The following is a 25,811-nucleotide window of genomic DNA, read 5'->3' as shown; positions in this document are numbered from 1 at the left end:
AAGTTCATCAATCGCCGGGGGGTAGGAAACATGAACGGATGGCCATACGAGCAGTTTGAAAACATGTCCGACGAAGAGCTCGTCTTTCTTGCGCGTAACGAAGGGGATAGCGACGCTCTTGAGTTTTTGATTGAACGTTACCGATATTTCGTTCGGGCGAAGGCACGGTCTTATTTTTTAATCGGTGCCGACCACGAGGATATCGTCCAAGAAGGGATGATCGGTCTGTATAAAGGGGTTCGGGACTATCGGGACGAACGGCTCGCTTCGTTCAAAAGTTTTGCTGAGATGTGCATCACGCGTCAAATGATCACCGCCATTAAAACGGCGACGCGTCAAAAACATATTCCGCTCAACTCTTACGTCTCGCTCGATAAGCCGATTTTTGACGACGAGTCGGACCGGACGCTTCTTGATGTGATTTTGCCGCCGCATCCGACAGACCCGCAAGATTTGCTCGTCACGCGTGAAGAGCAACTGTTCATGGAAGAAAAGATGGAAGAGCTCCTGAGTGACTTGGAACGAAAAGTGTTACGTCTTTATTTGGACGGCCGTTCGTATCAAGAAATCTCAGACGACCTCGACCGTCACGTGAAGTCGATTGATAACGCGTTACAGCGCGTGAAGAAAAAGTTTGAGCGGCATGTCGACGTCAAAACGCTGACGAGCTAACCGATATTGACCGCAAGCCTCCTATGTGATACTTTTAAGGCAGCGCCTTGTCCGTAGACGCCATTTACAGGAGGCGTTTTTTTTTCGCTCTTTTTTAGTGGGAGAGCTGTCGAAAGGGGCGCTTATGAATGGCAAAGAAAGTAAGTCTCGCGTGTTCGGATTGCGGGTCGAACGGTTATTCGACCGTTAAGCAAGACGACGTGACGACGCGGCTCGAACTGAAAAAGTTCTGTCGTCGTTGCAATGCACATACGACACATCGAGAATCAAAGTAACGTAGATTGGCATTCAACGTAGGAGGAAGCTATCATGAACTTTTTGCGCGATGTATGGAAAGAGTTAAAGAAAACGAGTTGGCCGACTCGTAAAGAGCTCACAAAATATACCATCACGGTCATCGCGACGGTCGTCGTGGTCGGCCTGTTCGTGTTCGGCGTAGATACTGGTGTCAGTTATCTCGTCAACCTATTGATTAACTAAGGAAAGAGGTGAAAGCCGTGGAGAAACAATGGTTTGTTGTCCAGACGTATTCTGGATTTGAAAACAACGTCAAAGAAAACCTAGAACGTCGAATCGGTTCGATGAACATGGAAGATAAAATTTTCCGCGTCCTCGTTCCGACTGAAACAACGCAAGAAGAAGTCACTCTCAAGAGTGGCGAGAAGAAGATTAAAGAAAAAGAAGTGAAAAGCTTCCCAGGTTACGTCTTCGTCGAAATGATCATGACGGATGATTCATGGTATGTCGTTCGGAACACACCGAACGTCACCGGCTTCCTCGGTTCGACGGGTGGCGGCGCTAAGCCGATTCCGCTTCAACCGGACGAAGTGACGAACGTATTGTCACAGATGGGTCTCATCGAGAAGAAAGATCGTTACAACTACGAACTCGGCGACCTCGTCCGTGTCAAAGAAGGCGCATTTGAGAACTTTGAAGGTACGATTGATGAAATCGAAACCGAGAAAGAGAAGCTCAAAGTTGTCGTTGACATGTTCGGCCGTGAAACAAAAATTGAACTTGATTTTGAACAAGTTCAGAAAATTAACTAAACCCACTTGCCATTCTCGGGAACGGATGGTACAATCGGAAATGTTTGATGTTGTGCTTTATTTCGGTACAAACTCGACCTAATAGATTGAGTGGGAGGGCGCACAACGTCCAAGAAACCACATTTTAGACTTAAGGAGGTGTGTCTCGTGGCGAAAAAAGTTACTAAACTCGTTAAACTTCAAATCCCAGCTGGTAAAGCTAACCCAGCACCACCAGTAGGACCAGCACTTGGTCAAGCAGGTGTTAACATCATGGGATTCTGTAAAGAGTTCAACGCTCGTACACAAGACCAAGCCGGATTGATTATTCCTGTAGTCATTACGGTATACGAAGATCGTTCGTTTACATTCATTACGAAAACTCCACCAGCTGCAGTTCTTTTGAAGAAAGCTGCTGGTATCGAGAGCGGTTCTGGTGAACCAAACCGTAAGAAGGTAGCAACGGTTAAGCGTGATAAAGTTCGCGAAATCGCTGAACTTAAAATGCCTGACCTTAACGCGTCGTCTGTTGAAACAGCGATGCTTATGGTTGAAGGTACTGCGCGTAGTATGGGTATTGTAATCGAAGACTAATTTATTAGTCTCTGGGATTGTCGGTGAATATTATGCTCACCTTCAATCCCTTCATTATGTGGGAGGAAATTCCGCTAACCACAAGGAGGAAAAGAATCATGGGTAAAAAACACCAAGAAGCAGCTAAGCTTGTTGATCGCATGAAGTCATACGAACTCACTGAGGCCGTTGAACTCGTTCAAAAAACAGCTACTGCTAAATTCGATGAAACAATCGAAGTTGCTGTCCGTCTCGGCGTAGATCCGAAGAAAGCGGACCAACAAATCCGCGGTGCCGTCGTACTTCCACACGGTACTGGTAAAACACAAAAAGTTCTCGTCTTCGCAAAAGGCGAAAAAGTTAAAGAAGCTGAAGCGGCTGGCGCTGACTATGTCGGTGACTCTGAGTTCATCACTAAAATCCAACAAGGATGGTTCGACTTCGATGTTATCGTTGCGACACCTGACATGATGGGCGAAGTTGGTAAACTTGGTCGCGTTCTCGGACCAAAAGGCCTCATGCCTAACCCGAAAACAGGCACAGTTACGTTCGACGTGACGAAAGCAATCGCGGACATCAAAGCTGGTAAAGTAGAGTACCGCGTTGACAAAGCCGGTAACATCCACGTACCAGTTGGTAAGAAATCGTTTGAAGCAACTAAACTTACTGAGAACATCGAGACAATCATCGAGACGCTCATGAAAGTGAAGCCTGCTACTGCAAAAGGAACTTACCTTAAAAACATCGCGCTTTCTTCGACAATGGGTCCTGGGATCCGTGTCGCGACTGCCGACTTCATCAAGTAATCTACTTGAAATAAACTGTTGACAACGTGTGATACCGCTGTTAAAGTAATACACGTTCAACCGAATATGTTGGATTACCGTAGACAGAAGGTGGACATCGGTCCGTAAACCCTTCCGAGGTGTCTTTGCTCGAACTTGAGCCTGTTGTCACAGGTTTACTTTCAAACAATTACGCCCTCGTATGTCTTCATACGAGGGATTTCTTTTTGAAGAGCAGCCTCTCGTCCGGTATAAGAATTGACTAGGAGGTGCAAACACATGGCAAGCGAAAAAATCGTATCTCAGAAATCGGCACTCGTCGATGAAATCGCTGAGAAAATGCAAGCAAGCGTTGGGACAATCGTTGTTGACTACCGTGGACTTACAGTTGAAGAAGTGACTACACTCCGTAAATCACTCCGTGACGCTGGAATCGAGTTCAAAGTATACAAAAACGGTCTTCTTCGCCGCGCAGCAGTTCAGTCGAACTTCGAAGGTCTTGACGAAGTCTTCACTGGCCCTACAGCAATCGCGTTCTCGAACGAAGACGTTGTAGCTCCAGCGAAGATCTTGAACGACTTCTCGAAAGAGCACAAAGCGCTCGAATTGAAAGGCGGAATCATCGAAGGCAAAGTTTCTTCACTTGAAGAAGTTAAAGCCCTTGCAGAACTTCCATCACGCGAAGGTCTTCTCTCGATGCTTCTCAGCGTACTTCAAGCTCCAATCCGTGGGCTCGCAGTCGCAACAAACGCAATCGCAGAACAAAAAGAAGAGCAAACTGCTTAATTTTTGTCTCGTAGCGTAACAAAAACCAATCTTTACAACATCAAAGGAGGAAAACCATAATGGCTTTCAACAAAGAGCAATTCATCGAAGACCTCAAATCAATGACGGTTCTCGAACTTAACGAACTCGTAAAAACAATCGAAGAAGAATTCGGCGTATCAGCAGCAGCTCCAGTAGCAGTTGCAGGTGCAGGCGCAGCAGTAGCTGAAGAGCAAACTGAATTCGACGTAATCCTCACAAACGCTGGCGCTGGTAAAATCAACGTCATCAAAGCGGTACGTGAACTTACAGGCCTCGGTCTTAAAGAAGCGAAAGCACTCGTTGACGGAACTCCAGCTCCAGTCAAAGAAGGCGTTTCTAAAGAAGATGCAGACGCAGTCAAAGCTAAGCTTGAAGAAGCTGGCGCAACTGTCGAAGTTAAGTAATCTAACTTTTACTTCTACAACCTATAGAAGCTCGCTATGGCGAGCTTCTTTTATTTCCTTGAAGAGTGGGTTAGGAGGTTCAATGCATGGGAGATCATTACTATACGAACGACCCTAGTTCGAAAAGTGCCCCTGAGACATGGACGTTTGAGTTGCGAGGGAAGACATATCGCTTCACCTCGGACCGCGGCGTGTTCTCGAAAGGATCGGTCGATTTTGGGTCACGTCTCTTAATCGAATCATTTGAAGTGCCTGATGTTGAAGGACGCATTTTAGATGTGGGCTGCGGCTACGGTCCGATGGGGATCTCGCTTGCCGACGCCTCTGGGCGTGAAGCACTCCTCGTCGACGTGAACGAGCGAGCGCTTGCCTTGTCAGAGCAAAACGCCGCCCAAAATGGGGTGACGATTGAGACGCGACTCAGCCACGCTTATGACGGAGTCGGTGATGAACAGTTCGCCGCAATCGTGACCAATCCGCCGATTCGGGCCGGGAAGCAAGTGGTCCACACGATTTTGCGCGATGCGTATACACACCTTGTCGTAGGTGGAGCGCTCTACGTCGTTATTCAAAAGAAACAAGGAGCGCCTTCTGCCAAGAAGTTGCTTGAAGATGTGTTCGGTCAAGTCGAGACGGTTGCGAAAGAAAAGGGCTATTTCATTTTCCGGGCAATTCGCTCTTGACAAACGGTGAAGTCTTGTTGACTCGCTATAACGTATATGCTAACATTATAAAATGCCATTGGAATGGAATTCGCTTTGAACTGCCGCGTTTGCCGCTTTTTAGACGCGGAAAAGAGGCGACATTCAATGACAATGTTCGATTATTACGCCCGAAAAATTCGATAGAGAATTGGGGGTCTGAGAGGTGAATCAGTTGACTGGTCAACTTGTTCAGTACGGTCGTCACCGTCAGAGAAGAAGCTTTGCCCGTATCAGTGAGGTATTAGAGCTTCCGAATTTGATTGAAATTCAAACTGCTTCTTACGAGTGGTTCTTGCGTGAAGGATTGAAAGAGATGTTTACGGACATTTCGCCAATCTCCGACTTCACCGGAAACCTCGTGCTCGAGTTCATCGACTATTCGCTCAGTGAGCCGAAGTATTCGATCGATGAGTCGAAGGAGCGAGACGTAACTTACTCTGCGCCATTGCGCGTAAAAGTACGTTTGCAAAACAAAGAGACAGGTGAGCTCAAAGAACAAGAAGTGTTCATGGGGGATTTCCCGCTCATGACAGAATCGGGAACGTTTATCATTAACGGTGCAGAACGCGTTATCGTTTCCCAGCTCGTTCGTTCACCAAGCGTTTATTACAACGCGAAACTCGATAAAAACGGTAAGCGTGGCTTCGGAGCGACTGTTATTCCGAACCGTGGTGCATGGCTCGAACTTGAGACAGATGCCAAAGATATCGTTTACGTTCGTATTGACCGTACCCGCAAAATCCCGGTAACGGTGTTGTTGCGTGCCCTCGGTTTCGGTACGGACCAAGAGATTATCGACCTTCTCGGGGATGACGAGTATCTTCGTAACACCCTTGAAAAAGATAATACAGAATCAACAGAAAAAGCGTTAATCGAAATTTACGAGCGTCTCCGCCCTGGTGAACCACCAACGGTTGAGAACGCGAAGTCACTTCTCGTTTCTCGTTTCTTCGACCCAAAACGTTACGACCTTGCAAACGTCGGTCGCTATAAGATGAACAAAAAACTTCATCTTAAAAACCGTCTCTTCGGTCAAAAATTGGCCGAGACGCTCGTTGACCCAGAAACAGGTGAAGTCATCGCCGAAGCTGGAACTGTCCTCGATCGTCGCAACCTTGACCGCGTTCTTCCACACTTGGAGAACGGCCTCGGTTATATGGATGCTGAGCCGACAGGCGGCGTCGCTGAAGGTGAACCGTTCGGTCTTCAATCGATCAAAGTAATCTCACCAGATGACCCAGATGGAGAGCGTATCTTGAACATTATCGGTAACGGCAATATCGACCGCAGCGTGAAACACATCACACCGGCTGATATCATCGCATCGATCAACTACTTCTTTAACTTATTACACGAAGTCGGAACAACAGATGACATTGACCACTTAGGAAACCGTCGTCTTCGTTCAGTCGGAGAACTTCTCCAAAACCAATTCCGGATCGGGCTTTCTCGTATGGAACGTGTCGTTAAAGAACGGATGTCGATTCAAGATCAAAACGCGATCACACCACAGGCGTTAATCAACATTCGCCCAGTTATTGCGTCGCTTAAAGAGTTCTTCGGTAGTTCGCAGTTGTCACAGTTCATGGACCAAACAAACCCGCTCGCAGAGCTCACGCACAAGCGTCGTCTCTCTGCACTTGGACCGGGTGGTTTGACACGTGAGCGTGCCGGCTTCGAAGTTCGAGACGTTCACTATTCGCACTACGGTCGGATGTGTCCAATCGAAACGCCGGAGGGACCAAACATCGGTCTCATCAACTCGCTTTCGTCTTATGCGAAAGTAAACGAGTACGGCTTCATTGAAGCTCCGTACCGTCGAGTCGACCCTGAAACAGGTCTCGTCACGAGCGAGATTCAATATATGACGGCGGATGAAGAAGATCTCTACGTCGTCGCTCAGGCGAACATGCCGCTCACAGAAGAAGGCGGGTTCGCCAACGAACAAGTCCTTTGCCGTTTCCGCGGACAAAACTTGTCAGTTGAGCCGAACCGAGTCGATTACATGGACGTCTCGCCGAAACAGGTTGTTTCTGCTGCGACGGCATGTATCCCGTTCCTTGAGAACGATGACTCGAACCGTGCCCTCATGGGAGCGAACATGCAACGTCAAGCTGTACCACTTCTTCAACCAGATTCACCGATTATCGGTACTGGGATGGAGTACGTGTCAGCGAAAGACTCTGGGGCCGCGATTATCGCGAAATTCCCAGGTGTCGTCGAGCGTGTCACAGCACGCGAAATCTTAGTCCGCCGCACGTCTGACGTGAACGGTTCTGAGGTATCAGGTGACCTTGACCGCTACAAACTTCAAAAGTATGTCCGTTCGAACCAAGGGACATGCTACAACCAGAAGCCGATCATCGCTGCTGGTGACCGTGTCGAAAAAGGAGAAATCCTTGCTGACGGACCGTCGATGGATATGGGTGAGCTCGCGCTCGGTCGTAACGTCGTCGTCGCCTTCATGACATGGGACGGTTACAACTATGAGGATGCGATCATCATGAGTGAACGCCTCGTGAAAGATGATGTGTACACGTCGATTCATATCGAAGAGTACGAATCAGAGTCACGCGACACGAAACTCGGACCTGAGGAAATCACACGTGATATTCCAAACGTCGGTGATGACGCACTTCGCAACTTGGACGACCGTGGGATTATCCGCATCGGTGCGGAAGTCAAGGATGGCGATATCCTCGTCGGTAAAGTTACGCCTAAAGGTGTGACTGAATTGACGGCGGAAGAGCGTCTCTTGCACGCAATCTTCGGTGAGAAGGCACGTGAAGTCCGTGATACGTCACTCCGTGTACCAAACGGCGGCGACGGCATCATCTTGGACGTCAAAGTGTTCGATCGTGAAAACGGTGACGAACTCTCACCAGGCGTGAACCAAATGGTTCGTGTCTACATCGTTCAAAAACGTAAGATTCACGAAGGGGATAAGATGGCGGGACGTCACGGTAACAAAGGTGTTATCTCGCGCATTCTCCCTGAAGAAGACATGCCATACATGCCGGACGGCACACCGATTGACATCATGCTTAACCCACTAGGTGTACCATCACGGATGAACATCGGTCAGGTACTCGAACTCCACCTTGGAATGGCGGCTAAAAAGCTCGGCATCAAAGTGGCGACACCTGTATTCGATGGTGCGCGTGAGGAAGACGTATGGGCAACGATTGAAGAAGCTGGAATGGACAAAGATGCCAAGACTCGTCTCTATGACGGTCGTACTGGTGAACCGTTCGATAACCGCGTCTCGGTCGGTGTCATGTATATGATCAAACTCGCGCACATGGTTGATGATAAACTTCACGCTCGTTCGACAGGACCATACTCGCTCGTCACGCAACAACCGCTCGGTGGTAAAGCACAGTTCGGTGGACAGCGTTTCGGTGAGATGGAAGTATGGGCACTTGAAGCGTACGGCGCAGCCTACACGCTCCAAGAGATTCTTACAATCAAGTCGGATGACACGGTTGGCCGTGTGAAAGCATATGAGGCGATCGTGAAAGGTGAGAGCGTTCCGAAAGCGGGCGTTCCTGAGTCGTTCCGCGTCTTGATCAAAGAGCTCCAAGCGCTCGGTATGGAAGTCAAGATGATGTCTGCGGACGATGAAGAAGTTGAAATGAAAGATGAAGATGACGACAACATCCCGAACGCAACATCGGCGTTAGAACAAGTCGTTCAACCGACTGTTACGGAAGAGGAATAAGGCGAAAAGGGAGGTCGGCCCCTTGGTAGATGTTAATCGATTTGAATATATGAAAATCGGCTTGGCTTCACCCGAGAAGATCCGTTCGTGGTCTTACGGGGAAGTCAAAAAGCCGGAAACGATCAACTATCGTACACTTAAACCAGAGAAGGACGGATTGTTCTGTGAACGAATCTTCGGTCCTACGAAAGACTGGGAATGCTACTGCGGGAAATACAAACGAATCCGTTATAAAGGAGTCATTTGTGACCGTTGTGGCGTTGAAGTGACGAAAGCGAAAGTGCGTCGCGAGCGTATGGGCCATATCGAGCTCGCGGCACCAGTTTCGCACATCTGGTACTTCAAAGGGATTCCAAGCCGAATGGGGCTTGTTCTCGATATGTCACCACGTGCGCTCGAAGAAGTAATCTACTTCGCGTCGTACGTTGTGACGGAGCCAGGTGACACTCCGCTTGAGAAGAAACAACTTCTCTCGGAAAAAGAATACCGTCTCTACCGTGAAAAATACGGCAGTGACTTCAGAGCAGACATGGGTGCGGAAGCCATCCGCACACTCCTTCAAGACGTGCAACTCGAGAAGGAAGTCGGAGAACTCCGCGAAGAATTGAAGACAGTTCAAGGTCAGCGTCGTACACGTGCGATCAAACGCCTTGAAGTGCTCGATGCATTCTTCACATCAGGCAATGATCCAGATTGGATGATCCTCGAAGTACTTCCTGTCATTCCGCCTGAGCTTCGCCCGATGGTGCAGCTCGACGGTGGACGCTTTGCGACATCTGACTTGAACGATTTGTATCGTCGAGTCATCAACCGAAACAACCGTCTCAAACGTTTGCTCGATCTCGGCGCGCCGAACATCATCGTGCAAAACGAGAAGCGTATGCTTCAAGAAGCGGTTGACGCCCTCATCGACAACGGTCGTCGTGGTCGTCCGGTCACAGGACCAGGTAACCGTCCCCTTAAATCACTTTCACACATGTTGAAAGGGAAACAAGGTCGTTTCCGTCAAAACCTTCTTGGTAAACGGGTCGACTATTCAGGACGTTCGGTTATCGTCGTTGGTCCAAACTTGAAGATGTACCAATGTGGTCTACCGAAAGAGATGGCCCTTGAACTCTTCAAACCGTTCGTGATGAAAGAACTTGTCGGTCGCGGCATCGCGTCGAACATCAAGAACGCCAAACGTAAGATTGAGAAGATGCAACCAGAAATCTGGGGCGTCCTCGAAGAAGTCATTCGTGAGCATCCGGTTCTCTTGAACCGTGCCCCAACGCTTCACCGCCTAGGGATTCAAGCTTTCGAACCGATTCTCGTCGAAGGTCGCGCGATTCGCCTTCACCCGCTCGTATGTACGGCTTATAACGCCGACTTTGATGGTGACCAAATGGCGGTTCACGTACCACTTTCTGCTGAAGCGCAAGCTGAAGCTCGTCTTCTCATGCTCGCAGCGCAAAACATCTTGAACCCGAAAGACGGAAAACCAGTTGTTACACCATCGCAGGATATGGTCCTCGGCAACTACTACATCTCGCTTGAACGCGACGATGCCGTCGGACAAGGGAAAATTTTGTCGAACGTGAACGAAGCGCTCATCGCGTATCAAAATGGCTATGTCCACTTGCATACACGTGTCGCTCTTCCAGCACGTACGCTCAACAACCCGACGTTCACAGATGAGCAAAACGAGAAAATGTTGATCACAACGGTCGGTAAGATGATCTTTAACGAGATCTTGCCGAACACGTTCCCATACTTGAACGAGCCGACGATGGAAAACTTACAGGAAGCAACGCCTGACAAGTACTTCATCGACAAAGGTGCCAACGTGGCAGAAGAAATCGCCTCACGTCCTTTGGTCGAGCCGTTCAAAAAAGGATTCCTTGGAAAAGTCATCGCGGAAGTGTTCCAGAAGTTCGAAACGACTGAAACAAGCCGCATGCTTGACCGGATGAAAGATCTTGGCTTCAAACACTCGACGAAAGCCGGTGTGACGGTCGGAATCGCTGATATCATCGTTCTTCCGGACAAACAAGAAATCCTTGATGAAGCGCAAACTCAAGTCGATCAAATCATGAAGTCATTCCGTCGCGGTCTCATCACTGAAGATGAGCGTTACGAGCGCGTTGTACGCTCTTGGAACGAAGCGAAGGATGAGATTCAATCACGATTGATGAAATCCCTCAATCGCTTGAATCCAATCTTCATGATGTCTGACTCAGGTGCCCGTGGTAACGCGTCCAACTTCACGCAGCTCGCAGGGATGCGTGGTTTGATGGCCGCTCCATCTGGCCGCATCATCGAACTTCCGATCAAATCTTCATTCCGTGAAGGTCTGACGGTACAAGAGTACTTCATCTCGACGCACGGTGCGCGTAAAGGTCTTGCCGATACAGCCCTTAAGACGGCTGACTCAGGTTACTTGACGCGTCGTCTTGTTGACGTAGCCCAAGATGTCATCATCCGTGAAGAAGATTGTGGAACGGACCGCGGAATCCGCGTTGCCGCTCTCCGCGAAGGCACGGAAGAAATCGAAAACTTGTATGACCGCCTCGTCGGCCGTACAGCGTTCGAGACAGTGGCACATCCGGAAACGGGTGAAGTCATGGTCGAGAAGAACCAATTGATTACCGAAGATCTCGCTCGCGACATCGTCGACGCTGGAATCGAACGAGTTGAAATCCGTACAGCCTTTACATGTAACACGTCACACGGCGTATGTAAGAAATGTTACGGCCGCAACTTGGCGACTGGCTCGAACGTTGAAGTCGGCGAAGCTGTCGGAATCATCGCCGCGCAATCAATCGGTGAGCCAGGAACGCAGCTTACAATGCGTACCTTCCACACAGGTGGGGTAGCCGGAGATGATATCACACAAGGTCTTCCACGTATCCAAGAGGTATTCGAGGCTCGTAACCCGAAAGGGCAAGCGGTCATCTCGGAAATCCCTGGTACGGTCATCGACTTCACAGAATCGCGTGACAAGCGTGAACTCACCGTCGAAGGACTCAGTGAGACACGTACGTACACGATTCCGTTCGGAGCACGTCTTCGTGTTCAAATCGGAGATACAGTAGAAGCCGGAGAAGTCTTCACGGAAGGTTCGATCGATCCGAAAGAATTGCTCGCCGTCCGTGGTGTATCTGGTGTTCAAAACTACTTGCTCCAAGAAGTACAAAAAGTTTACCGCATGCAAGGGGTAGAAATCGGCGACAAACACGTCGAAGTCATGGTTCGCCAAATGCTTCGCCGCGTCAAAGTCATCGAGTCTGGTGACACGCCACTTCTCCCTGGTTCGCTCGTCGATATCAGCGTCTTCAAAGAAGCGTGTAAAGATACGCTTCGCGAAGGCAAGAGCCCGGCAACAGCGAAACCGGTCCTTCTCGGAATCACAAAAGCGTCGCTTGAGACAGATTCGTTCCTCTCGGCCGCTTCGTTCCAAGAAACGACTCGTGTATTGACAGACGCTGCCATCAAAGGCAAGCGCGACTATCTCCTCGGACTCAAAGAGAACGTCATCATCGGGAAACTCGTTCCAGCTGGTACTGGGATGCCGGTTTACCGTGATGTTAAACTCAAAGAAGAAGAGACGAAAGCCGTTCTCGAAGACACGACGGTAGAATAAAAACGTCTTGACAGCATGGGTTGGCGGTGCTACTATGATTTAGTGCCGCCAATCGGTTGTTGTCGATGACAACGGTGTCCAGCAGTCGGCAAGCTACTTGGACGTCACCCGATCTTTCTCCGGAAAGGTTTGGCTGCTATTATTGCCACTTTCAAGGTATAACTCACGTTTTTGCGAGGTCATGGAATGCCTACGCCTCGTAAAAGCGTTTCGTTATGACCTTAAATGAACCACCCGGGTCGGTGGGTCTAGAAAATAGCATAATTCAGGAAGGGAGGATCTTCAAAGATGCCTACTATCAACCAGTTAGTCCGTAAAGGACGTAAATCGAAAGTCGTTAAATCTGACTCTCCAGCACTTAACAAAGGTTACAACAGTTTCATCAAGTCACAAACTAACGTGAGCTCGCCACAGAAACGTGGTGTTTGTACACGTGTTGGTACAATGACTCCGAAGAAACCGAACTCGGCATTACGTAAGTATGCTCGTGTTCGTTTGACTAACCAAATCGAAGTGACTGCGTACATTCCAGGTATTGGCCACAACCTTCAAGAGCACAGCGTTGTTCTTATCCGTGGAGGACGTGTAAAAGACTTACCAGGGGTACGTTACCACATCGTTCGTGGTGCGCTTGACACTGCAGGTGTTGACGGACGTATGCAAGGCCGTTCTAAATACGGTACGAAACGTCCGAAAGCTGCGAAGAAGTAATTCTCGCAAAACTAAAAACTACTGAAATTTTGAAAGGAGGGTACTCGGATGCGTAAAAACCGTGCAGAACGTCGTGACGTTATCGCAGATCCGATCTACAACTCGAAATTGGTAACTCGCCTCATTAACCGTGTCATGTTAGACGGTAAAAAAGGTACAGCTCAAACTATCATTTACAACGCATTTGGCCTCATCGCTGAACGCTCAGGCAAAGAGCCTATGGAAGTGTTCGAAGAAGCAATGAACAACATCATGCCTGTACTTGAAGTTAAAGCTCGCCGTGTTGGTGGAGCAAACTACCAAGTTCCTGTTGAAGTTCGTCCAGAGCGCCGTACGACACTTGGTCTTCGTTACCTCGTGAACTACGCTCGTCTCCGCAACGAGAAAACGATGGAGCAACGTATCGCGAATGAAATCATGGATGCAGCCAATAACACTGGTGCGTCTGTTAAGAAACGCGAAGACATGCATAAGATGGCAGAAGCGAACAAAGCGTTTGCTCACTATCGTTGGTAAGTTAAACGTAAAGACCACTCCACGTCACCAAGCGGTGGCTTAATGGAGTGGCTTTCGGGTATAATCATATCGTGTGCCAGCACACGAAAAACACATGCGGAAGGAGAATACCCAGTATGGCAAGAGAATTCTCCCTAAAGAATACTCGTAACATCGGGATCATGGCTCACATCGATGCCGGTAAGACGACAACAACTGAACGTATTCTTTATTACACAGGTCGTATCCACAAGATTGGTGAAACTCATGAAGGAGCTTCACAAATGGACTGGATGGAGCAGGAGCAAGAGCGTGGAATCACGATCACTTCTGCAGCGACAACTGCACAGTGGAATGGCCACCGTGTAAACATCATCGATACACCTGGACACGTAGACTTCACAGTTGAAGTTGAACGTTCACTCCGTGTACTTGATGGCGCTGTTGCGGTACTTGACGCTCAGTCAGGTGTTGAACCACAAACAGAAACTGTATGGCGTCAAGCGACGACTTACGGTGTTCCACGTGTCGTATTCGTCAACAAGATGGATAAAATCGGTGCGGACTTCTTGTACTCGGTGAAAACACTTCACGAACGTTTACACGCAAACGCACATCCAATCCAACTTCCAATCGGTGCGGAAGATGAATTCAAAGGAATCATCGACCTCGTTGAGAAGAAGACATACATGTACACGAACGACCTCGGTACTGACATCGAAGTAACGGATGGCTACCCAGCTGACATGGCTGACGAAGCTGAAGAACTTCGCGGTCAATTGATCGAAGCGGTTGCTGACTACAACGAAGAGTTGATGATGAAATACCTCGAAGGCGAAGAGATCTCAATCGAAGAACTCAAAGCTGGTATCCGTCAAGCAACACTCAGCGTAGAATTCTACCCTGTACTCGTTGGTTCTGCCTTCAAAAACAAAGGTGTTCAATTGATGTTGGACGCTGTTGTTGATTACCTCCCATCACCAGTTGATGTTGAGTCAATCAAAGGTGTTAACCTCGACACAGAAGAAGAAATCACGCGTGAGCCTTCTGACGAAGCTCCGTTCTCGGCACTTGCGTTCAAAGTCATGACGGATCCTTACGTCGGTAAATTGACGTTCTTCCGCGTGTACTCTGGTACAGCACAAGCTGGTTCGTATGTGAAGAACTCGACTAAAGGTAAGCGTGAGCGCCTCGGTCGTATCCTTCAAATGCACGCGAACAGCCGTGAAGAAATCCCAATGGTATTCGCTGGTGACATCGCCGCAGCCGTTGGTCTTAAAGATACTACGACTGGTGATACGCTTTGCTCAGAGAAAGACAACGTCGTTCTCGAGTCAATGACATTCCCAGAACCGGTTATCTCGGTCGCTATCGAGCCTAAATCGAAAGCTGACCAAGACAAGATGGGTCAAGCCCTCGCGAAACTCGCAGAAGAGGATCCAACTTTCCGCACTGAAACAAACCAAGAGACTGGTCAAACAATCATCTCTGGTATGGGTGAGCTTCACCTTGATATCCTCGTTGACCGTATGCGTCGCGAATTCAAAGTAGAAGCTAACGTTGGTGCACCACAAGTTGCTTACCGTGAGACAATCCGTGGCGCTGCGAAGATCGATTCGAAATTCGTACGTCAATCAGGTGGACGCGGTCAGTACGGTCACGTTGTCGTAGAATTCGAGCCGAACGAAGAAGGCGCTGGATTCGCATTCGAGAACAAGATCGTCGGTGGTGTTGTACCACGTGAATACGTCCCAGCTGTTCAGAACGGGATTGAAGAAGCTCTCGAAAACGGTATCCTCGCTGGTTACCCAGTAGTGGACGTTAAAGCTGCCCTCGTCTTCGGATCGTACCACGATGTCGACTCGAACGAGATGGCGTTTAAAGTTGCTGCTTCGATGGCGGTTAAACAACTTAAGGAACAAGCGAAAGCTGTAATCCTTGAGCCAATGATGCGTGTCGAAGTTGTTATCCCAGAAGAATACTTGGGAGACATCATGGGTGACGTCACGTCACGCCGTGGACGCGTAGAAGGTATGGAAGCACGCGGTAACGCTCAAGTCGTTAAAGCAATGGTTCCACTTTCAGAAATGTTTGGATATGCGACATCGCTTCGTTCACGTACGCAAGGACGCGGAACGTACTCGATGCACTTCGATCACTACGAAGAAGTACCGAAGTCAATCGCAGAAGAAATCATCAAAAAAGCGAACGGCTAATAACGGTTGTAACGCTTAATTGATTGTTGTAAGCTAAGGAGGACGTATGTTAAAAGTAGCCTACGTCTTCCTAGTTAAATAAAAAACTAATTGTCTAATAGAGGAGGAATCTAGAATGGGTAAAGAAAAATTCGACCGTTCTAAACCGCACGTTAACGTTGGTACAATCGGCCACGTCGACCACGGTAAAACAACTTTGACTGCAGCGATCTCAGCTGTACTTTCAAAAGCACAAGGTAAAACAGCTACAAAGTTTGACGCAATCGATGGTGCTCCTGAAGAGCGTGAGCGCGGTATCACAATCGCAACAGCTCACATCGAGTACGAAACTGACAAACGCCACTATGCACACGTTGACTGCCCAGGTCACGCTGACTATGTTAAAAACATGATCACTGGTGCTGCACAAATGGACGGCGCGATCCTCGTTGTTTCGGCAACTGATGGCCCAATGCCACAAACACGTGAGCACATCCTTCTTTCACGTCAAGTAGGTGTTCCTTTCATCGTCGTATTCATGAACAAAGTTGACATGGTTGACGACGAAGAACTCCTTGAGCTCGTTGAAATGGAAATCCGTGAACTTCTTTCTGAGTACGACTTCCCAGGCGACGACCTCCCTGTAATCAAAGGTTCTGCACTTGGCGCGCTTAACGGCGAACCACAGTGGGAAGAAAAAATCATGGAACTCATGAACGCAGTTGATGAGTACATCCCTGAGCCAGTTCGTGACACGGACAAAGAATTCATGATGCCAGTTGAGGACGTATTCTCAATCACTGGTCGCGGTACTGTAGCGACTGGTCGTGTTGAGCGTGGTGTTCTCCGCGTCAACGACGAAGTTGAAATCGTTGGTCTTACAGAAGAAACTAAGAAAACTGTATGTACTGGTGTAGAGATGTTCCGTAAGCTTCTCGACTACGCTGAAGCTGGCGACAACATCGGTGCTCTTCTCCGTGGTGTATCACGTGAAGACATCGAGCGTGGACAAGTACTTGCTAAGCCAGGTTCAATCACGCCGCACTCAAAGTTCAAAGCTTCAATCTACGTTCTTTCTAAAGAAGAGGGTGGCCGTCACACGCCATTCTTCGCGAACTACCGTCCGCAGTTCTACTTCCGTACAACTGACGTAACAGGTATCGTTCACCTTCCAGAAGGTACTGAAATGGTAATGCCAGGAGACAACATCGAGTTGACGATCGAATTGATTTCTACAATCGCGATCGAAGACGGAACACGTTTCTCAATCCGTGAGGGTGGCCGTACAGTAGGCGCTGGTTCAGTAACTGAAATCATCGAGTAATCGATTGATACACTGACCTTTCAAGCAGTCCGCATTTTGCGGGCTGCTTTTTTGTTTTATGGCTAGACGTGGTAAGATGGGACATATGTTGCAGGAAGGGGTGACGAGGATGGAAAAACAAGTCGAGACGTTATGCCGCTTAAATGGGATTGCGTGTCGGTTCGGTGGGTCGACGTTATTGAAGCATCATGGACTCATCGAAACGACGAATGACTTGGATGTATTCGTGGAGCCGGATCAATTCGAACGATTGGATCAAGTGTTGAGCCGAGTCGGCGAGAAAGTCGAAACGAAACCGCATGCCGACTACATGACGACATACTTTAGTGAATATGTGTTTGAAGGGGGCGACATCGATGTGATGGCCAGTTTCCGGATGAAGTGTACCGATGGGATTTATACGCATCCTTACATTGAACCGGTCGGCAGCTGGATGCGGCTCGAAGAGTGGGTCGTGCTGTATACGGTCATCGGTCGGGAAGATCGGCTTAATCGACTGGCGGATTATTTTGAGACGCATGAGCTCAATGAAGGGATCGTCCAAGCATGTCTCAAACGAGCCCCCGCCTCGGTCATTGAAGCCGTCACCGAACGCTTCGGAACCTATATGAAACGCTAGGTCGAGTTGGCACGGCGGTTCTCGAAAGAAATAGTTCAACAAAAGAAGGAAAATAGCTTGCAAATGGGTTCGAATCTTGTTACATTAGTGAACGTTGAACAACTCATCAGACATCCGGCACAACTAAAAAATCAAATCTTGCATTTCATATGTAGATTCGATATAATGATTAAGTGTTTGTGCGAGTGGTGAGAGACTTTACAGCAGAAATCGGGTCCAATCGTTGATTTGCAATGATCGGATACCTCTGCTGACACAAGCACGCTGCGATGAAGCGGGAGGTTATGACACGCCAGGCAGCTTTGCCATGGCCGGTGTGGAAATTTCCGCGGAGAACTGTCTATTTTTAAAAATAGGCGACAAAGGAGGGAAACTTACATGGCAAATGAAAAAATCCGTATTCGTTTAAAAGCATACGACCATCGCGTACTCGATCAATCAGCTGAGAAAATCGTTGATACTGCGAAGCGTTCAGGTGCAAAGGTTTCGGGACCAATCCCGCTTCCGACTGACAAATCGATCTACACGATCCTTCGTGCCGTTCACAAGTACAAAGATGCTCGTGAACAGTTCGAAATGCGTACACACAAACGCTTGATCGACATCGTTAACCCAACACCAAAAACGGTTGATGCGCTTATGCGTCTCGAATTACCATCAGGTGTGGACATCGAAATCAAACTTTAATTCTTCATATAGTAGATACTAGCCAGAAGAGACAATAATTATTAAACAGGAGGTGTATCTCATGGCTAAAGGAATCTTAGGAACAAAACTCGGTATGACTCAAATCTTCAACGAAGCAGGCGAAGTCGTACCAGTAACAGTAGTTGCTGTCGAAGGAAACGTCGTTCTTCAACTTAAAACGGTTGAAACAGACGGTTACGAGGCACTTCAACTCGGTTTCGGAGACATCAAAGAATCACGTCAAAACAAACCAGCAAAAGGTCACGCTGCGAAAGCAAGTGCGACACCTAAGCGCTTCATCAAAGAGATTCGTACTTCAGTAGAAGGATACGAAATCGGTCAAGAGATCAAGGCGGACATTTTCGCTGCAGGTGAATTAGTAGACGTAACAGGTACATCGAAAGGTAAAGGATTCCAAGGTGCGATCAAGCGTCACGGACAATCACGTGGACCAATGGCTCACGGTTCGCGCTACCACCGTCGTCCTGGTTCGATGGGTCCTGTAGCTCCTAACCGCGTATTTAAAGGGAAGCTTCTTCCTGGTCAAATGGGTGGCGAGCGTAAAACGATTCAAAACCTTGAAGTTGTCAAAGTTGACGTGGAACGCGGCCTTGTACTCGTTAAAGGCGCAATCCCAGGCGCTCGCAAGTCGAACGTCATCATCAAAACAGCGGTAAAGGGTAACTAATTAACTGCACGGAAAGGAGGAATTACGAATGCCTAAAGTAGCTTTGCTTAACCAAACAGGTTCACAAGTTGGCGAAATCGAATTGGCAGAAGCCATCTTCGGTATCGAGCCAAATGACTCAGTACTTTATGACGCGATCGTTATGCAACAAGCATCACGCCGTCAAGGTACTCACGATACGAAAGGTCGCTCGGAAGTACGCGGTGGCGGCCGTAAACCATGGAAACAAAAGGGAACTGGTCGTGCGCGCCAAGGTTCTATCCGCTCACCACAATGGGTTGGTGGTGGTACAGTCTTCGGTCCAACACCACGTTCATACTCTTACAAGCTTCCTAAAAAAGTTCGTCGTCTTGCACTTCTCTCGGCTTTGTCGTCAAAAGTGAAAAACAACGAAATGATCGTCCTCGAAGGCCTTGCTTTCGATGCACCAAAAACAAAAGATATGGTCGCTGTACTTCTTGGCCTATCAGTAGAACGTAAGGCTCTCGTAGTCACAGCGGACTACAATGAGACTATCGCTCTCGCAGCTCGTAACATCCCAGGAGTGACTGTGATCGAAGCAGCCGGCGTTAACGTTCTTGACCTCGTTGCTAACGACAAAGTCATCTTCACTAAAGATGCGGTTGCGAAGGTAGAGGAGGTGCTTGCATAATGGCTCAAGCATACGATATCATCAAACGTCCTATCATCACTGAGCGTTCTGTTAGCCTCATGGAAGCTAACAAATACGTTTTCGAGATCGACGTTAAAGCGACTAAATCACAAGTGAAGCACGCTATCGAAACAATCTTCAACGTGAAAGTTGCTTCGGTAAACACAATGAACATGAAACCGAAAGCGAAACGTGTCGGTCGTCACTCTGGTTACACATCGCGTCGTAAAAAAGCGATCGTAACTCTTGCTGAAGGCAACACAATCGACTTCCTCGGTTAATTTACTACCTTAGAAGAAAAGGAGGGAATCCTCGATGGCAATTAAAAAGTTTAAGCCGACCACTAACGGTCGCCGTAACATGACATCTCTCGACTTTGCAGAGATCACAACGAATCGCCCTGAAAAATCGTTAACTGAAAAGCTTTCGAAAAAAGGCGGTCGTAACAACCAAGGTCGTTTGACAGTACGTCACCAAGGTGGCGGACACAAACGTAAATACCGTATCATCGATTTCAAACGTAACAAAGATGGCATCGTCGGACGCGTTGCTACGATCGAATACGATCCAAACCGTTCAGCAAACATCGCCCTCATCAACTATGCAGATGGTGAGAAACGTTACATCCTCGCTCCTAAGGGCATCAAAGTAGGCATGGAAATCATGGCTGGCCCAGAAGCGGATATCAAAGTGGGGAACGCTCTTCCACTTATGAACATCCCTGTCGGTACTACTATCCACAACATCGAGCTTAAGCCTGGTAAGGGCGGTCAGCTTGTTCGTGCGGCTGGTGCATCGGCACAAATCCAAGGACGTGACGGCAAGTACGTTATCGTTCGTCTTCAATCAGGTGAATCACGTTTGTTCCTCGGCACTTGCCGCGCGACAGTCGGTTCAGTTGGTAACGAAGAACACGAACTCGTAAACATCGGTAAAGCAGGACGTTCACGTTGGTTAGGCAAACGCCCAACAGTACGTGGTTCTGTAATGAACCCGGTTGATCACCCACACGGTGGTGGTGAAGGTCGTGCGCCAATCGGTCGTTCGGGCCCACTTACTCCTTGGGGTAAACCAGCTCTTGGTCTTAAAACACGTAAGAAAAACAAATCGAGCGACATGTACATCCTTCGTCGCCGTAAGAAATAATTACTACATGATTCTCGGGCGGTTCGAAAGGGCCGTTCCCGAATCATTCCAAAGGGAGGTTCTATCATGGGTCGCAGCTTGAAAAAAGGTCCATTCGCAGATCACCATTTGCTCGCTAAAGTTGACAAACTTAACGAATCTGGTGAGAAGCAAGTCATCAAAACTTGGTCACGTCGCTCGACAATCTTCCCAGAATTCATGGGTCACACGTTCGGTGTACACGATGGTCGTAAACACGTACCAGTATTCGTGACAGAAGACATGGTCGGTCACAAACTTGGTGAATTCGCTCCAACACGTACGTACAAAGGTCACGGATCAGACAAGAAAACGAAACGGTAATTTGAGGGGAGGTCAAATCCATGCAAGCTAAAGCATCAGCTAATATGGTCCGTCTTGCTCCTCGCAAAGCACGTCTCGTTGTAGACTTAATTCGCGGGAAACAAGTCGGCGAAGCGCTCTCTGTCCTTGCTCACACGAACAAGGCAGCGTCGCCAATCGTTGAAAAAGTATTGAAGTCAGCGATTGCAAACGCAGAGCACAACTACGATATGAATATTGAGAACCTTGTAGTGTCGGAAATCTTCGTCAACGAAGGTCCAACACTCAAACGCTTCCGCCCACGTGCGATGGGTCGCGCAAGCCGCATTAACAAACGCACAAGCCACATCCACATCGTGGTAACTGAGAAATAAGGAGGGATATGTAGTGGGTCAAAAGGTAAATCCGCACGGTCTTCGCGTTGGTATTATCAAAGACTGGGATTCGCGTTGGTACGCTGAGAAAGACTACGCAGATCTCCTTCATGAAGACTTCGTTATTCGTGAATACATCGAAAACAAAATGAAGGATGCTAGTGTTTCTAAAGTAGAAATCGAACGCGCTGCAAATCGCGTAAACATTTCACTTCACACTGCGAAACCAGGTATGGTTATCGGTAAAGGTGGTTCGGAAATCGAATCACTCCGTAAAAACATCATCAAGCTTGCTGAAGGCAAACGTGTTCACATCAACGTTGTTGAAGTGAAAAACGCGGACGCTGTCGCTAAACTTGTTGCTGAAAACATCGCTCGTCAATTGGAAGGCCGTGTGTCATTCCGTCGTGCAATGAAACAATCAATCCAACGTTCGATGCGCACTGGCATCAAAGGGATCAAAACAGAAGTTTCTGGTCGTCTTGGTGGCGCTGATATCGCTCGTTCAGAGAAGTACTCGGAAGGAACAGTTCCACTTCACACGCTCCGTGCCGACATCGACTACGGAACAGCTGAAGCTGACACAACTTATGGTAAAATCGGAATTAAAGTCTGGTTGTACCATGGTGAAGTTCTTCCAACAAAAAACAACACAGCTAAAAACGCTGAATAATAAACACTCTTTCAGGAAGGAGGCAACACACTATGTTGTTACCTAAACGCGTGAAATATCGTCGTGTACACCGTGGTAAAATGCGCGGAAATGCAAAACGCGGCACAACAGTTCATTTCGGTGAATTCGGTCTCCAATCGCTCGAAGCGAGCTGGATCACAAACCGTCAAATCGAATCAGCACGTATCGCAATGACACGTTATATGAAACGTGGTGGTAAAGTGTGGATCAAGATCTTCCCACACAAGCCATACACGAAAAAGCCTCTCGAAGTCCGAATGGGTTCGGGTAAAGGTGCTCCAGAAGGCTGGGTAGCTGTAGTTAAGCCTGGCAAAGTTATGTTTGAAATCGCGGGTGTATCTGAGGAAGTAGCACGTGAGGCGCTTCGTCTTGCTGCACACAAACTTCCAGTTAAATGTAAGTTCGTGAAACGTGAAGAAAATGGTGGTGATACGAATGAAAGCAACTGATCTCCGTCAATCAACAACTGAAGAGCTCAACGGTAAAGTAGGCGAGTGGAAAGAAGAACTCTTTAACCTTCGTTTCCAATTGGCTACAGGTCAGCTTGAGAATCCTGCTCGTATCCGTGAAGTACGCAAGTCGATTGCGCGTGCTAAAACGATTCTTCGTGAACGCGAACTCGGCATCAACAACGGCTAATCTAATCGGATTCTTTAAGAGGAGGTAACACTCATGGAACGCAATAAGCGTAAAGTACTCACTGGACGCGTCGTGTCTGACAAAATGGACAAAACGATCGTCGTTGCAGTTGAAACAAAAGTACGTCATAAGCTTTATGGCAAACGTGTAAACTACACGAAGAAATTTAAAGCACACGATGAGAACAATGTCGCTAAAATCGGCGATGTGGTACGCATCGCGGAAACACGTCCGCTTTCTAAAGACAAACGTTTCCGTCTCGTAACAGTAGTAGAAGAGTCAGTAATCATCTAATAACAGTTCGGATCTATAAACATCCGGAGGGAGGTACACTCGCATGATTCAACAAGAATCTCGCTTGAAAGTAGCAGACAACTCTGGCGCGCGTGAACTGTTGACAATTAAAGTCCTCGGTGGTTCAGGTCGTAAGACTGCCAACATCGGTGACATTATCGTCGCAACGGTAAAACAAGCAACACCAGGTGGCGTTGTTAAAAAAGGTGACGTTGTCAGAGCAGTTGTCGTTCGTACAAAACGCGGCGCTCGTCGTAAAGATGGTTCGTACATCCGTTTCGATGAGAACGCAGCAGTCATCATCAAAGATGACAAGAGCCCACGCGGCACTCGGATCTTCGGGCCAGTTGCACGTGAACTTCGTGAAAAAGAATTCATGAAGATCGTTTCGTTGGCACCGGAAGTACTTTAATTTCCAATTTCAATCCTATAAGGAGGTGCGCAAAACGATGCATGTTAAAAAAGGCGATACAGTCCAGGTAATGTCTGGTAAAGATAAAGGCAAGCAAGGGGTTATCCTCAAAGCTATGCCAAGCAAGAACCGCGTAGTCGTAGAAGGTATCAACGTGATTAAAAAACACTCGAAACCATCACAAGCGAATCCACAAGGCGGTATCCTTGAAATCGAAGCACCAATTCACGTCTCGAACGTCATGCCACTCGACCCTAAAACGGGCAAACCAACTCGCGTTGGTTTCAAAGTAGTCGATGGTAAAAAAGTTCGTGTCGCGAAATCGGGCGAAGTACTCGATAAATAAGAAGAACGTGACGAAAGGAGGTCCATTCGACTATGAACCGTTTGCAAGAGAAGTATAAAAGCGACATCGTGAAAGCGATGATGGATAAATTCAACTATGACTCAGTTATGCAAGTCCCACAGGTCGACAAGATCGTCATCAACATGGGTGTAGGTGACGCTGTTTCGAACTCGAAGGCTCTTGACATGGCAGTGGAAGAATTATCAATTCTTTCTGGTCAAAAACCACTCGTAACGAAGGCTAAGAAATCAATCGCTGGTTTCAAACTTCGTGAAGGCATGCCAATCGGTGCGAAGGTTACTCTTCGTGGCGAGCGTATGTACGATTTCCTCGACAAATTGGTAACTGTTTCACTTCCACGTGTACGCGACTTCCGCGGTGTATCGAAGAAAGCATTCGACGGACGCGGTAACTACACGCTTGGTGTGAAAGAGCAACTTATTTTCCCTGAGATCGATTACGATAAAGTAACAAAAGTACGCGGTATGGATATCGTTGTTGTTACAACAGCGAACACAGACGAAGAAGCTCGTGAATTGCTCACACTTCTCGGAATGCCATTCCAAAAATAATCTAAAGGGAGGTCGACAACATGGCTAAAAAGTCAATGGTGAATCGCGAACAAAAACGCGAGAAACTCGTTGCCCAGTACGCTGAGAAACGTGCACAATTGAAAGCTGAAGGCGACTACATCGGACTCAGCAAATTGCCACGTAACTCTTCACCTGTGCGTCTTCATAACCGTTGCCGCATCACAGGTCGTCCACATGGTTACATGGGTAAATTCGGGATCAGCCGTATCAAGTTCCGTGATCTTGCATACAAAGGTCAAATCCCTGGTGTTAAAAAAGCAAGTTGGTAATCCACTAACAGTGTGAAAGGAGGTACATCGCATGGTAATGACAGACCCAATTGCAGATATGCTTACACGTATCCGTAACGCTAACATGGTTCGCCATGAAAAATTAGAGCTTCCAGCTTCTAATATCAAACGTGAGGTTGCAGAGATCCTCAAGCGTGAAGGTTTCATTCGCGATGTTGAATATATCGAGGACGCTAAGCAAGGTACACTTCGTTTGTTCCTTAAGTACGGAGCAAGCAACGAACGTGTTATCACTGGTCTCAAACGCATTTCGAAACCAGGTCTTCGTGTATACGCAAAAGCAGATGAAGTACCAAAAGTACTCGGAGGACTCGGTATCGCAGTTCTTTCGACATCAAAAGGTCTTATGACTGATAAAGAAGCTCGCCAACAACAAGTCGGCGGCGAAGTGCTCGCCTACATCTGGTAAGTCACTTTTCTAACAAGAACGGAGGTGTAATCAATGTCACGTATTGGTAAAAAACCAGTTACGATTCCAGCTGGCGTTACTGTATCGGTTGCAGAAGACAACACGGTCACAGTAAAAGGTGCTAAAGGTGAACTTTCGCTTTCAGCTAACCCAGCCTTGGAAATCAAAGTTGAAGAAAACGAATTGACTGTTGTTCGTCCGGATGACTCGAAAGAGAACCGTACGATCCACGGTACGACACGTGCCCTTATCGCCAACATGGTGGAAGGTGTGTCTAACGGATTCCAGAAAACACTTGAGATCTCAGGGGTTGGTTACCGTGCAGCTAAGCAAGGTAACAAACTCGTCCTCAGCCTCGGTTACTCGCACCCAATCGAGTACGTTGCTGAAGAAGGTATCGAGATTGAAGTTCCTTCAAACACGCAAATCATCGTTAAAGGGATTAACAAAGAGCGCGTCGGTCACGTTGCAGCTCAAATCCGCTCGTACCGTGCTCCAGAACCTTACAAAGGTAAAGGTGTTCGTTACTCTGATGAACGTATTCGCCGTAAAGAAGGTAAGACTGGTAAGTAATTCGTCACGAAATGAACGGAAAGGAGTGGCATA

The 25,811-nt window shown here is 47.9% G+C and carries 33 protein-coding genes and 1 other annotated feature; all 33 genes read left to right on the top strand.

The genetic code is table 11. The features are described 5' to 3' along the window. Nucleotides 1–30 precede the first annotated feature (30 nt). Entirely contained in the window at nucleotides 31–672 is a 642-nt protein-coding gene (gene sigH / locus KNP71_RS14180) for an RNA polymerase sporulation sigma factor SigH (protein ID WP_021066589.1), read from the top strand. A 128-nt stretch (nucleotides 673–800) separates the two neighbouring features. Beyond that, on the top strand, nucleotides 801–947 hold the full coding sequence (gene rpmG / locus KNP71_RS14175) for a 50S ribosomal protein L33 (protein WP_021066590.1): 147 nt from the start codon (nucleotides 801–803) through the stop codon (nucleotides 945–947). 34 nt (nucleotides 948–981) lie between these two features. Continuing rightward, a complete protein-coding gene (gene secE, locus KNP71_RS14170; protein ID WP_021066591.1) occupies nucleotides 982–1,152 on the top strand; it encodes a preprotein translocase subunit SecE in 171 nt (56 codons plus the stop codon). A 17-nt stretch (nucleotides 1,153–1,169) separates the two neighbouring features. After that, complete coding sequence (nusG, locus tag KNP71_RS14165; protein ID WP_021066592.1) at nucleotides 1,170–1,721, top strand: transcription termination/antitermination protein NusG; 552 nt, start codon at nucleotides 1,170–1,172, stop codon at nucleotides 1,719–1,721. Nucleotides 1,722–1,868: 147 nt separating this feature from the next. Beyond that, nucleotides 1,869–2,294 (top strand): 50S ribosomal protein L11, encoded by a 426-nt coding sequence (gene rplK, locus KNP71_RS14160; RefSeq protein WP_021066593.1) that lies wholly within the window; start codon nucleotides 1,869–1,871, stop codon nucleotides 2,292–2,294. 98 nt (nucleotides 2,295–2,392) lie between these two features. Next, entirely contained in the window at nucleotides 2,393–3,079 is a 687-nt protein-coding gene (rplA, locus tag KNP71_RS14155; protein ID WP_021066594.1) for a 50S ribosomal protein L1, read from the top strand. 59 nt (nucleotides 3,080–3,138) lie between these two features. Then, nucleotides 3,139–3,292: a sequence feature (ribosomal protein L10 leader region), on the top strand. Nucleotides 3,293–3,337: 45 nt separating this feature from the next. After that, a complete protein-coding gene (gene rplJ, locus KNP71_RS14150) occupies nucleotides 3,338–3,844 on the top strand; it encodes a 50S ribosomal protein L10 (protein ID WP_021066595.1) in 507 nt (168 codons plus the stop codon). A gap of 59 nt (nucleotides 3,845–3,903) precedes the next feature. Then, nucleotides 3,904–4,269, top strand: coding sequence for a 50S ribosomal protein L7/L12 (rplL, locus tag KNP71_RS14145; protein WP_021066596.1), 366 nt, complete (start codon nucleotides 3,904–3,906; stop codon nucleotides 4,267–4,269). 86 nt (nucleotides 4,270–4,355) lie between these two features. Continuing rightward, entirely contained in the window at nucleotides 4,356–4,952 is a 597-nt protein-coding gene (locus KNP71_RS14140; RefSeq protein ID WP_029594426.1) for a class I SAM-dependent methyltransferase, read from the top strand. Between the two features lie 193 nt (nucleotides 4,953–5,145). Further along, nucleotides 5,146–8,694 (top strand): DNA-directed RNA polymerase subunit beta, encoded by a 3,549-nt coding sequence (gene rpoB / locus KNP71_RS14135; protein ID WP_058765118.1) that lies wholly within the window; start codon nucleotides 5,146–5,148, stop codon nucleotides 8,692–8,694. Nucleotides 8,695–8,716: 22 nt separating this feature from the next. Then, nucleotides 8,717–12,316 (top strand): DNA-directed RNA polymerase subunit beta', encoded by a 3,600-nt coding sequence (gene rpoC, locus KNP71_RS14130; protein ID WP_021066599.1) that lies wholly within the window; start codon nucleotides 8,717–8,719, stop codon nucleotides 12,314–12,316. Nucleotides 12,317–12,604: 288 nt separating this feature from the next. Next, nucleotides 12,605–13,027, top strand: coding sequence for a 30S ribosomal protein S12 (rpsL, locus tag KNP71_RS14125; RefSeq protein WP_012727683.1), 423 nt, complete (start codon nucleotides 12,605–12,607; stop codon nucleotides 13,025–13,027). A 48-nt stretch (nucleotides 13,028–13,075) separates the two neighbouring features. Then, complete coding sequence (gene rpsG, locus KNP71_RS14120) at nucleotides 13,076–13,543, top strand: 30S ribosomal protein S7 (protein WP_021066600.1); 468 nt, start codon at nucleotides 13,076–13,078, stop codon at nucleotides 13,541–13,543. A gap of 116 nt (nucleotides 13,544–13,659) precedes the next feature. Continuing rightward, entirely contained in the window at nucleotides 13,660–15,738 is a 2,079-nt protein-coding gene (gene fusA / locus KNP71_RS14115) for an elongation factor G (protein WP_029594429.1), read from the top strand. A 115-nt stretch (nucleotides 15,739–15,853) separates the two neighbouring features. Further along, nucleotides 15,854–17,041, top strand: coding sequence for an elongation factor Tu (gene tuf / locus KNP71_RS14110; RefSeq protein ID WP_021066602.1), 1,188 nt, complete (start codon nucleotides 15,854–15,856; stop codon nucleotides 17,039–17,041). 109 nt (nucleotides 17,042–17,150) lie between these two features. After that, nucleotides 17,151–17,660, top strand: a complete 510-nt coding sequence (locus tag KNP71_RS14105; protein WP_029594430.1) for a hypothetical protein — start codon at nucleotides 17,151–17,153, stop codon at nucleotides 17,658–17,660. A 378-nt stretch (nucleotides 17,661–18,038) separates the two neighbouring features. Further along, nucleotides 18,039–18,347 (top strand): 30S ribosomal protein S10, encoded by a 309-nt coding sequence (gene rpsJ / locus KNP71_RS14100; protein ID WP_021066604.1) that lies wholly within the window; start codon nucleotides 18,039–18,041, stop codon nucleotides 18,345–18,347. A 61-nt stretch (nucleotides 18,348–18,408) separates the two neighbouring features. Then, nucleotides 18,409–19,035, top strand: a complete 627-nt coding sequence (gene rplC / locus KNP71_RS14095) for a 50S ribosomal protein L3 (protein ID WP_021066605.1) — start codon at nucleotides 18,409–18,411, stop codon at nucleotides 19,033–19,035. Between the two features lie 28 nt (nucleotides 19,036–19,063). Then, nucleotides 19,064–19,687: a 50S ribosomal protein L4 gene (gene rplD / locus KNP71_RS14090; protein ID WP_021066606.1), complete on the top strand. Its 624-nt coding sequence runs from the start codon at nucleotides 19,064–19,066 to the stop codon at nucleotides 19,685–19,687. Continuing rightward, nucleotides 19,687–19,968 carry a 50S ribosomal protein L23 gene (rplW, locus tag KNP71_RS14085; RefSeq protein ID WP_021066607.1) on the top strand — a complete coding sequence of 94 codons (282 nt, stop codon included), beginning with the start codon at nucleotides 19,687–19,689 and terminating at the stop codon, nucleotides 19,966–19,968. The genes rplD and rplW overlap by 1 nt, the downstream gene beginning before the upstream one ends. Before the next feature lie 34 nt (nucleotides 19,969–20,002). Further along, nucleotides 20,003–20,833, top strand: a complete 831-nt coding sequence (gene rplB, locus KNP71_RS14080) for a 50S ribosomal protein L2 (RefSeq protein WP_021066608.1) — start codon at nucleotides 20,003–20,005, stop codon at nucleotides 20,831–20,833. A gap of 66 nt (nucleotides 20,834–20,899) precedes the next feature. Continuing rightward, entirely contained in the window at nucleotides 20,900–21,175 is a 276-nt protein-coding gene (gene rpsS, locus KNP71_RS14075) for a 30S ribosomal protein S19 (protein WP_012727673.1), read from the top strand. 20 nt (nucleotides 21,176–21,195) lie between these two features. After that, on the top strand, nucleotides 21,196–21,528 hold the full coding sequence (rplV, locus tag KNP71_RS14070) for a 50S ribosomal protein L22 (protein WP_021066609.1): 333 nt from the start codon (nucleotides 21,196–21,198) through the stop codon (nucleotides 21,526–21,528). A 13-nt stretch (nucleotides 21,529–21,541) separates the two neighbouring features. Further along, on the top strand, nucleotides 21,542–22,201 hold the full coding sequence (gene rpsC, locus KNP71_RS14065; RefSeq protein WP_021066610.1) for a 30S ribosomal protein S3: 660 nt from the start codon (nucleotides 21,542–21,544) through the stop codon (nucleotides 22,199–22,201). A gap of 32 nt (nucleotides 22,202–22,233) precedes the next feature. Further along, nucleotides 22,234–22,671: a 50S ribosomal protein L16 gene (gene rplP / locus KNP71_RS14060; protein ID WP_016508922.1), complete on the top strand. Its 438-nt coding sequence runs from the start codon at nucleotides 22,234–22,236 to the stop codon at nucleotides 22,669–22,671. After that, nucleotides 22,658–22,861, top strand: coding sequence for a 50S ribosomal protein L29 (gene rpmC, locus KNP71_RS14055; protein WP_012727669.1), 204 nt, complete (start codon nucleotides 22,658–22,660; stop codon nucleotides 22,859–22,861). Before rplP ends, rpmC begins: the two co-directional genes overlap by 14 nt. Before the next feature lie 33 nt (nucleotides 22,862–22,894). Next, on the top strand, nucleotides 22,895–23,155 hold the full coding sequence (gene rpsQ / locus KNP71_RS14050; RefSeq protein WP_021066611.1) for a 30S ribosomal protein S17: 261 nt from the start codon (nucleotides 22,895–22,897) through the stop codon (nucleotides 23,153–23,155). A gap of 43 nt (nucleotides 23,156–23,198) precedes the next feature. Beyond that, nucleotides 23,199–23,567, top strand: coding sequence for a 50S ribosomal protein L14 (gene rplN / locus KNP71_RS14045; protein ID WP_012727667.1), 369 nt, complete (start codon nucleotides 23,199–23,201; stop codon nucleotides 23,565–23,567). A gap of 37 nt (nucleotides 23,568–23,604) precedes the next feature. After that, nucleotides 23,605–23,913 (top strand): 50S ribosomal protein L24, encoded by a 309-nt coding sequence (rplX, locus tag KNP71_RS14040; RefSeq protein WP_021066612.1) that lies wholly within the window; start codon nucleotides 23,605–23,607, stop codon nucleotides 23,911–23,913. 32 nt (nucleotides 23,914–23,945) lie between these two features. Further along, nucleotides 23,946–24,485 (top strand): 50S ribosomal protein L5, encoded by a 540-nt coding sequence (gene rplE, locus KNP71_RS14035; protein ID WP_016508927.1) that lies wholly within the window; start codon nucleotides 23,946–23,948, stop codon nucleotides 24,483–24,485. 20 nt (nucleotides 24,486–24,505) lie between these two features. Then, entirely contained in the window at nucleotides 24,506–24,775 is a 270-nt protein-coding gene (gene rpsN, locus KNP71_RS14030) for a 30S ribosomal protein S14 (protein WP_021066613.1), read from the top strand. A 31-nt stretch (nucleotides 24,776–24,806) separates the two neighbouring features. Next, complete coding sequence (gene rpsH / locus KNP71_RS14025; RefSeq protein ID WP_021066614.1) at nucleotides 24,807–25,205, top strand: 30S ribosomal protein S8; 399 nt, start codon at nucleotides 24,807–24,809, stop codon at nucleotides 25,203–25,205. Nucleotides 25,206–25,238: 33 nt separating this feature from the next. Continuing rightward, nucleotides 25,239–25,778: a 50S ribosomal protein L6 gene (gene rplF, locus KNP71_RS14020; protein ID WP_021066615.1), complete on the top strand. Its 540-nt coding sequence runs from the start codon at nucleotides 25,239–25,241 to the stop codon at nucleotides 25,776–25,778. Nucleotides 25,779–25,811 lie beyond the last annotated feature (33 nt).

It is taken from the genome of Exiguobacterium sp. s56 (assembly GCF_018618255.1).
GTDB lineage: Bacteria > Bacillota > Bacilli > Exiguobacteriales > Exiguobacteriaceae > Exiguobacterium > Exiguobacterium chiriqhucha.
This window is presented reverse-complemented; position numbering and strand designations above follow the sequence as displayed.

Excerpts from the sequence above, each read along its gene's own strand:
- rpsJ (WP_021066604.1), top strand. The coding sequence starts at position 18,039 with ATGGCAAATGAAAAAATCCGTATTCGTTTAAAAGCATACGACCATCGC.
- rpsN (WP_021066613.1), top strand. The coding sequence starts at position 24,506 with ATGGCTAAAAAGTCAATGGTGAATCGCGAACAAAAACGCGAGAAACTC.
- secE (WP_021066591.1), top strand. The coding sequence starts at position 982 with ATGAACTTTTTGCGCGATGTATGGAAAGAGTTAAAGAAAACGAGTTGG.
- rpsH (WP_021066614.1), top strand. The coding sequence starts at position 24,807 with ATGGTAATGACAGACCCAATTGCAGATATGCTTACACGTATCCGTAAC.
- rplN (WP_012727667.1), top strand. The coding sequence starts at position 23,199 with ATGATTCAACAAGAATCTCGCTTGAAAGTAGCAGACAACTCTGGCGCG.
- rplD (WP_021066606.1), top strand. The coding sequence starts at position 19,064 with ATGCCTAAAGTAGCTTTGCTTAACCAAACAGGTTCACAAGTTGGCGAA.
- rpsQ (WP_021066611.1), top strand. The coding sequence starts at position 22,895 with ATGGAACGCAATAAGCGTAAAGTACTCACTGGACGCGTCGTGTCTGAC.
- rplF (WP_021066615.1), top strand. The coding sequence starts at position 25,239 with ATGTCACGTATTGGTAAAAAACCAGTTACGATTCCAGCTGGCGTTACT.
- rplV (WP_021066609.1), top strand. The coding sequence starts at position 21,196 with ATGCAAGCTAAAGCATCAGCTAATATGGTCCGTCTTGCTCCTCGCAAA.
- tuf (WP_021066602.1), top strand. The coding sequence starts at position 15,854 with ATGGGTAAAGAAAAATTCGACCGTTCTAAACCGCACGTTAACGTTGGT.
- rplC (WP_021066605.1), top strand. The coding sequence starts at position 18,409 with ATGGCTAAAGGAATCTTAGGAACAAAACTCGGTATGACTCAAATCTTC.
- KNP71_RS14105 (WP_029594430.1), top strand. The coding sequence starts at position 17,151 with ATGGAAAAACAAGTCGAGACGTTATGCCGCTTAAATGGGATTGCGTGT.
- rpmG (WP_021066590.1), top strand. The coding sequence starts at position 801 with ATGGCAAAGAAAGTAAGTCTCGCGTGTTCGGATTGCGGGTCGAACGGT.
- rpsL (WP_012727683.1), top strand. The coding sequence starts at position 12,605 with ATGCCTACTATCAACCAGTTAGTCCGTAAAGGACGTAAATCGAAAGTC.
- rplW (WP_021066607.1), top strand. The coding sequence starts at position 19,687 with ATGGCTCAAGCATACGATATCATCAAACGTCCTATCATCACTGAGCGT.
- rplP (WP_016508922.1), top strand. The coding sequence starts at position 22,234 with ATGTTGTTACCTAAACGCGTGAAATATCGTCGTGTACACCGTGGTAAA.
- rplJ (WP_021066595.1), top strand. The coding sequence starts at position 3,338 with ATGGCAAGCGAAAAAATCGTATCTCAGAAATCGGCACTCGTCGATGAA.
- rplE (WP_016508927.1), top strand. The coding sequence starts at position 23,946 with ATGAACCGTTTGCAAGAGAAGTATAAAAGCGACATCGTGAAAGCGATG.
- rplA (WP_021066594.1), top strand. The coding sequence starts at position 2,393 with ATGGGTAAAAAACACCAAGAAGCAGCTAAGCTTGTTGATCGCATGAAG.
- sigH (WP_021066589.1), top strand. The coding sequence starts at position 31 with ATGAACGGATGGCCATACGAGCAGTTTGAAAACATGTCCGACGAAGAG.
- KNP71_RS14140 (WP_029594426.1), top strand. The coding sequence starts at position 4,356 with ATGGGAGATCATTACTATACGAACGACCCTAGTTCGAAAAGTGCCCCT.
- rplL (WP_021066596.1), top strand. The coding sequence starts at position 3,904 with ATGGCTTTCAACAAAGAGCAATTCATCGAAGACCTCAAATCAATGACG.
- fusA (WP_029594429.1), top strand. The coding sequence starts at position 13,660 with ATGGCAAGAGAATTCTCCCTAAAGAATACTCGTAACATCGGGATCATG.
- rpmC (WP_012727669.1), top strand. The coding sequence starts at position 22,658 with ATGAAAGCAACTGATCTCCGTCAATCAACAACTGAAGAGCTCAACGGT.
- rplX (WP_021066612.1), top strand. The coding sequence starts at position 23,605 with ATGCATGTTAAAAAAGGCGATACAGTCCAGGTAATGTCTGGTAAAGAT.
- rplB (WP_021066608.1), top strand. The coding sequence starts at position 20,003 with ATGGCAATTAAAAAGTTTAAGCCGACCACTAACGGTCGCCGTAACATG.
- rpsG (WP_021066600.1), top strand. The coding sequence starts at position 13,076 with ATGCGTAAAAACCGTGCAGAACGTCGTGACGTTATCGCAGATCCGATC.
- rpsS (WP_012727673.1), top strand. The coding sequence starts at position 20,900 with ATGGGTCGCAGCTTGAAAAAAGGTCCATTCGCAGATCACCATTTGCTC.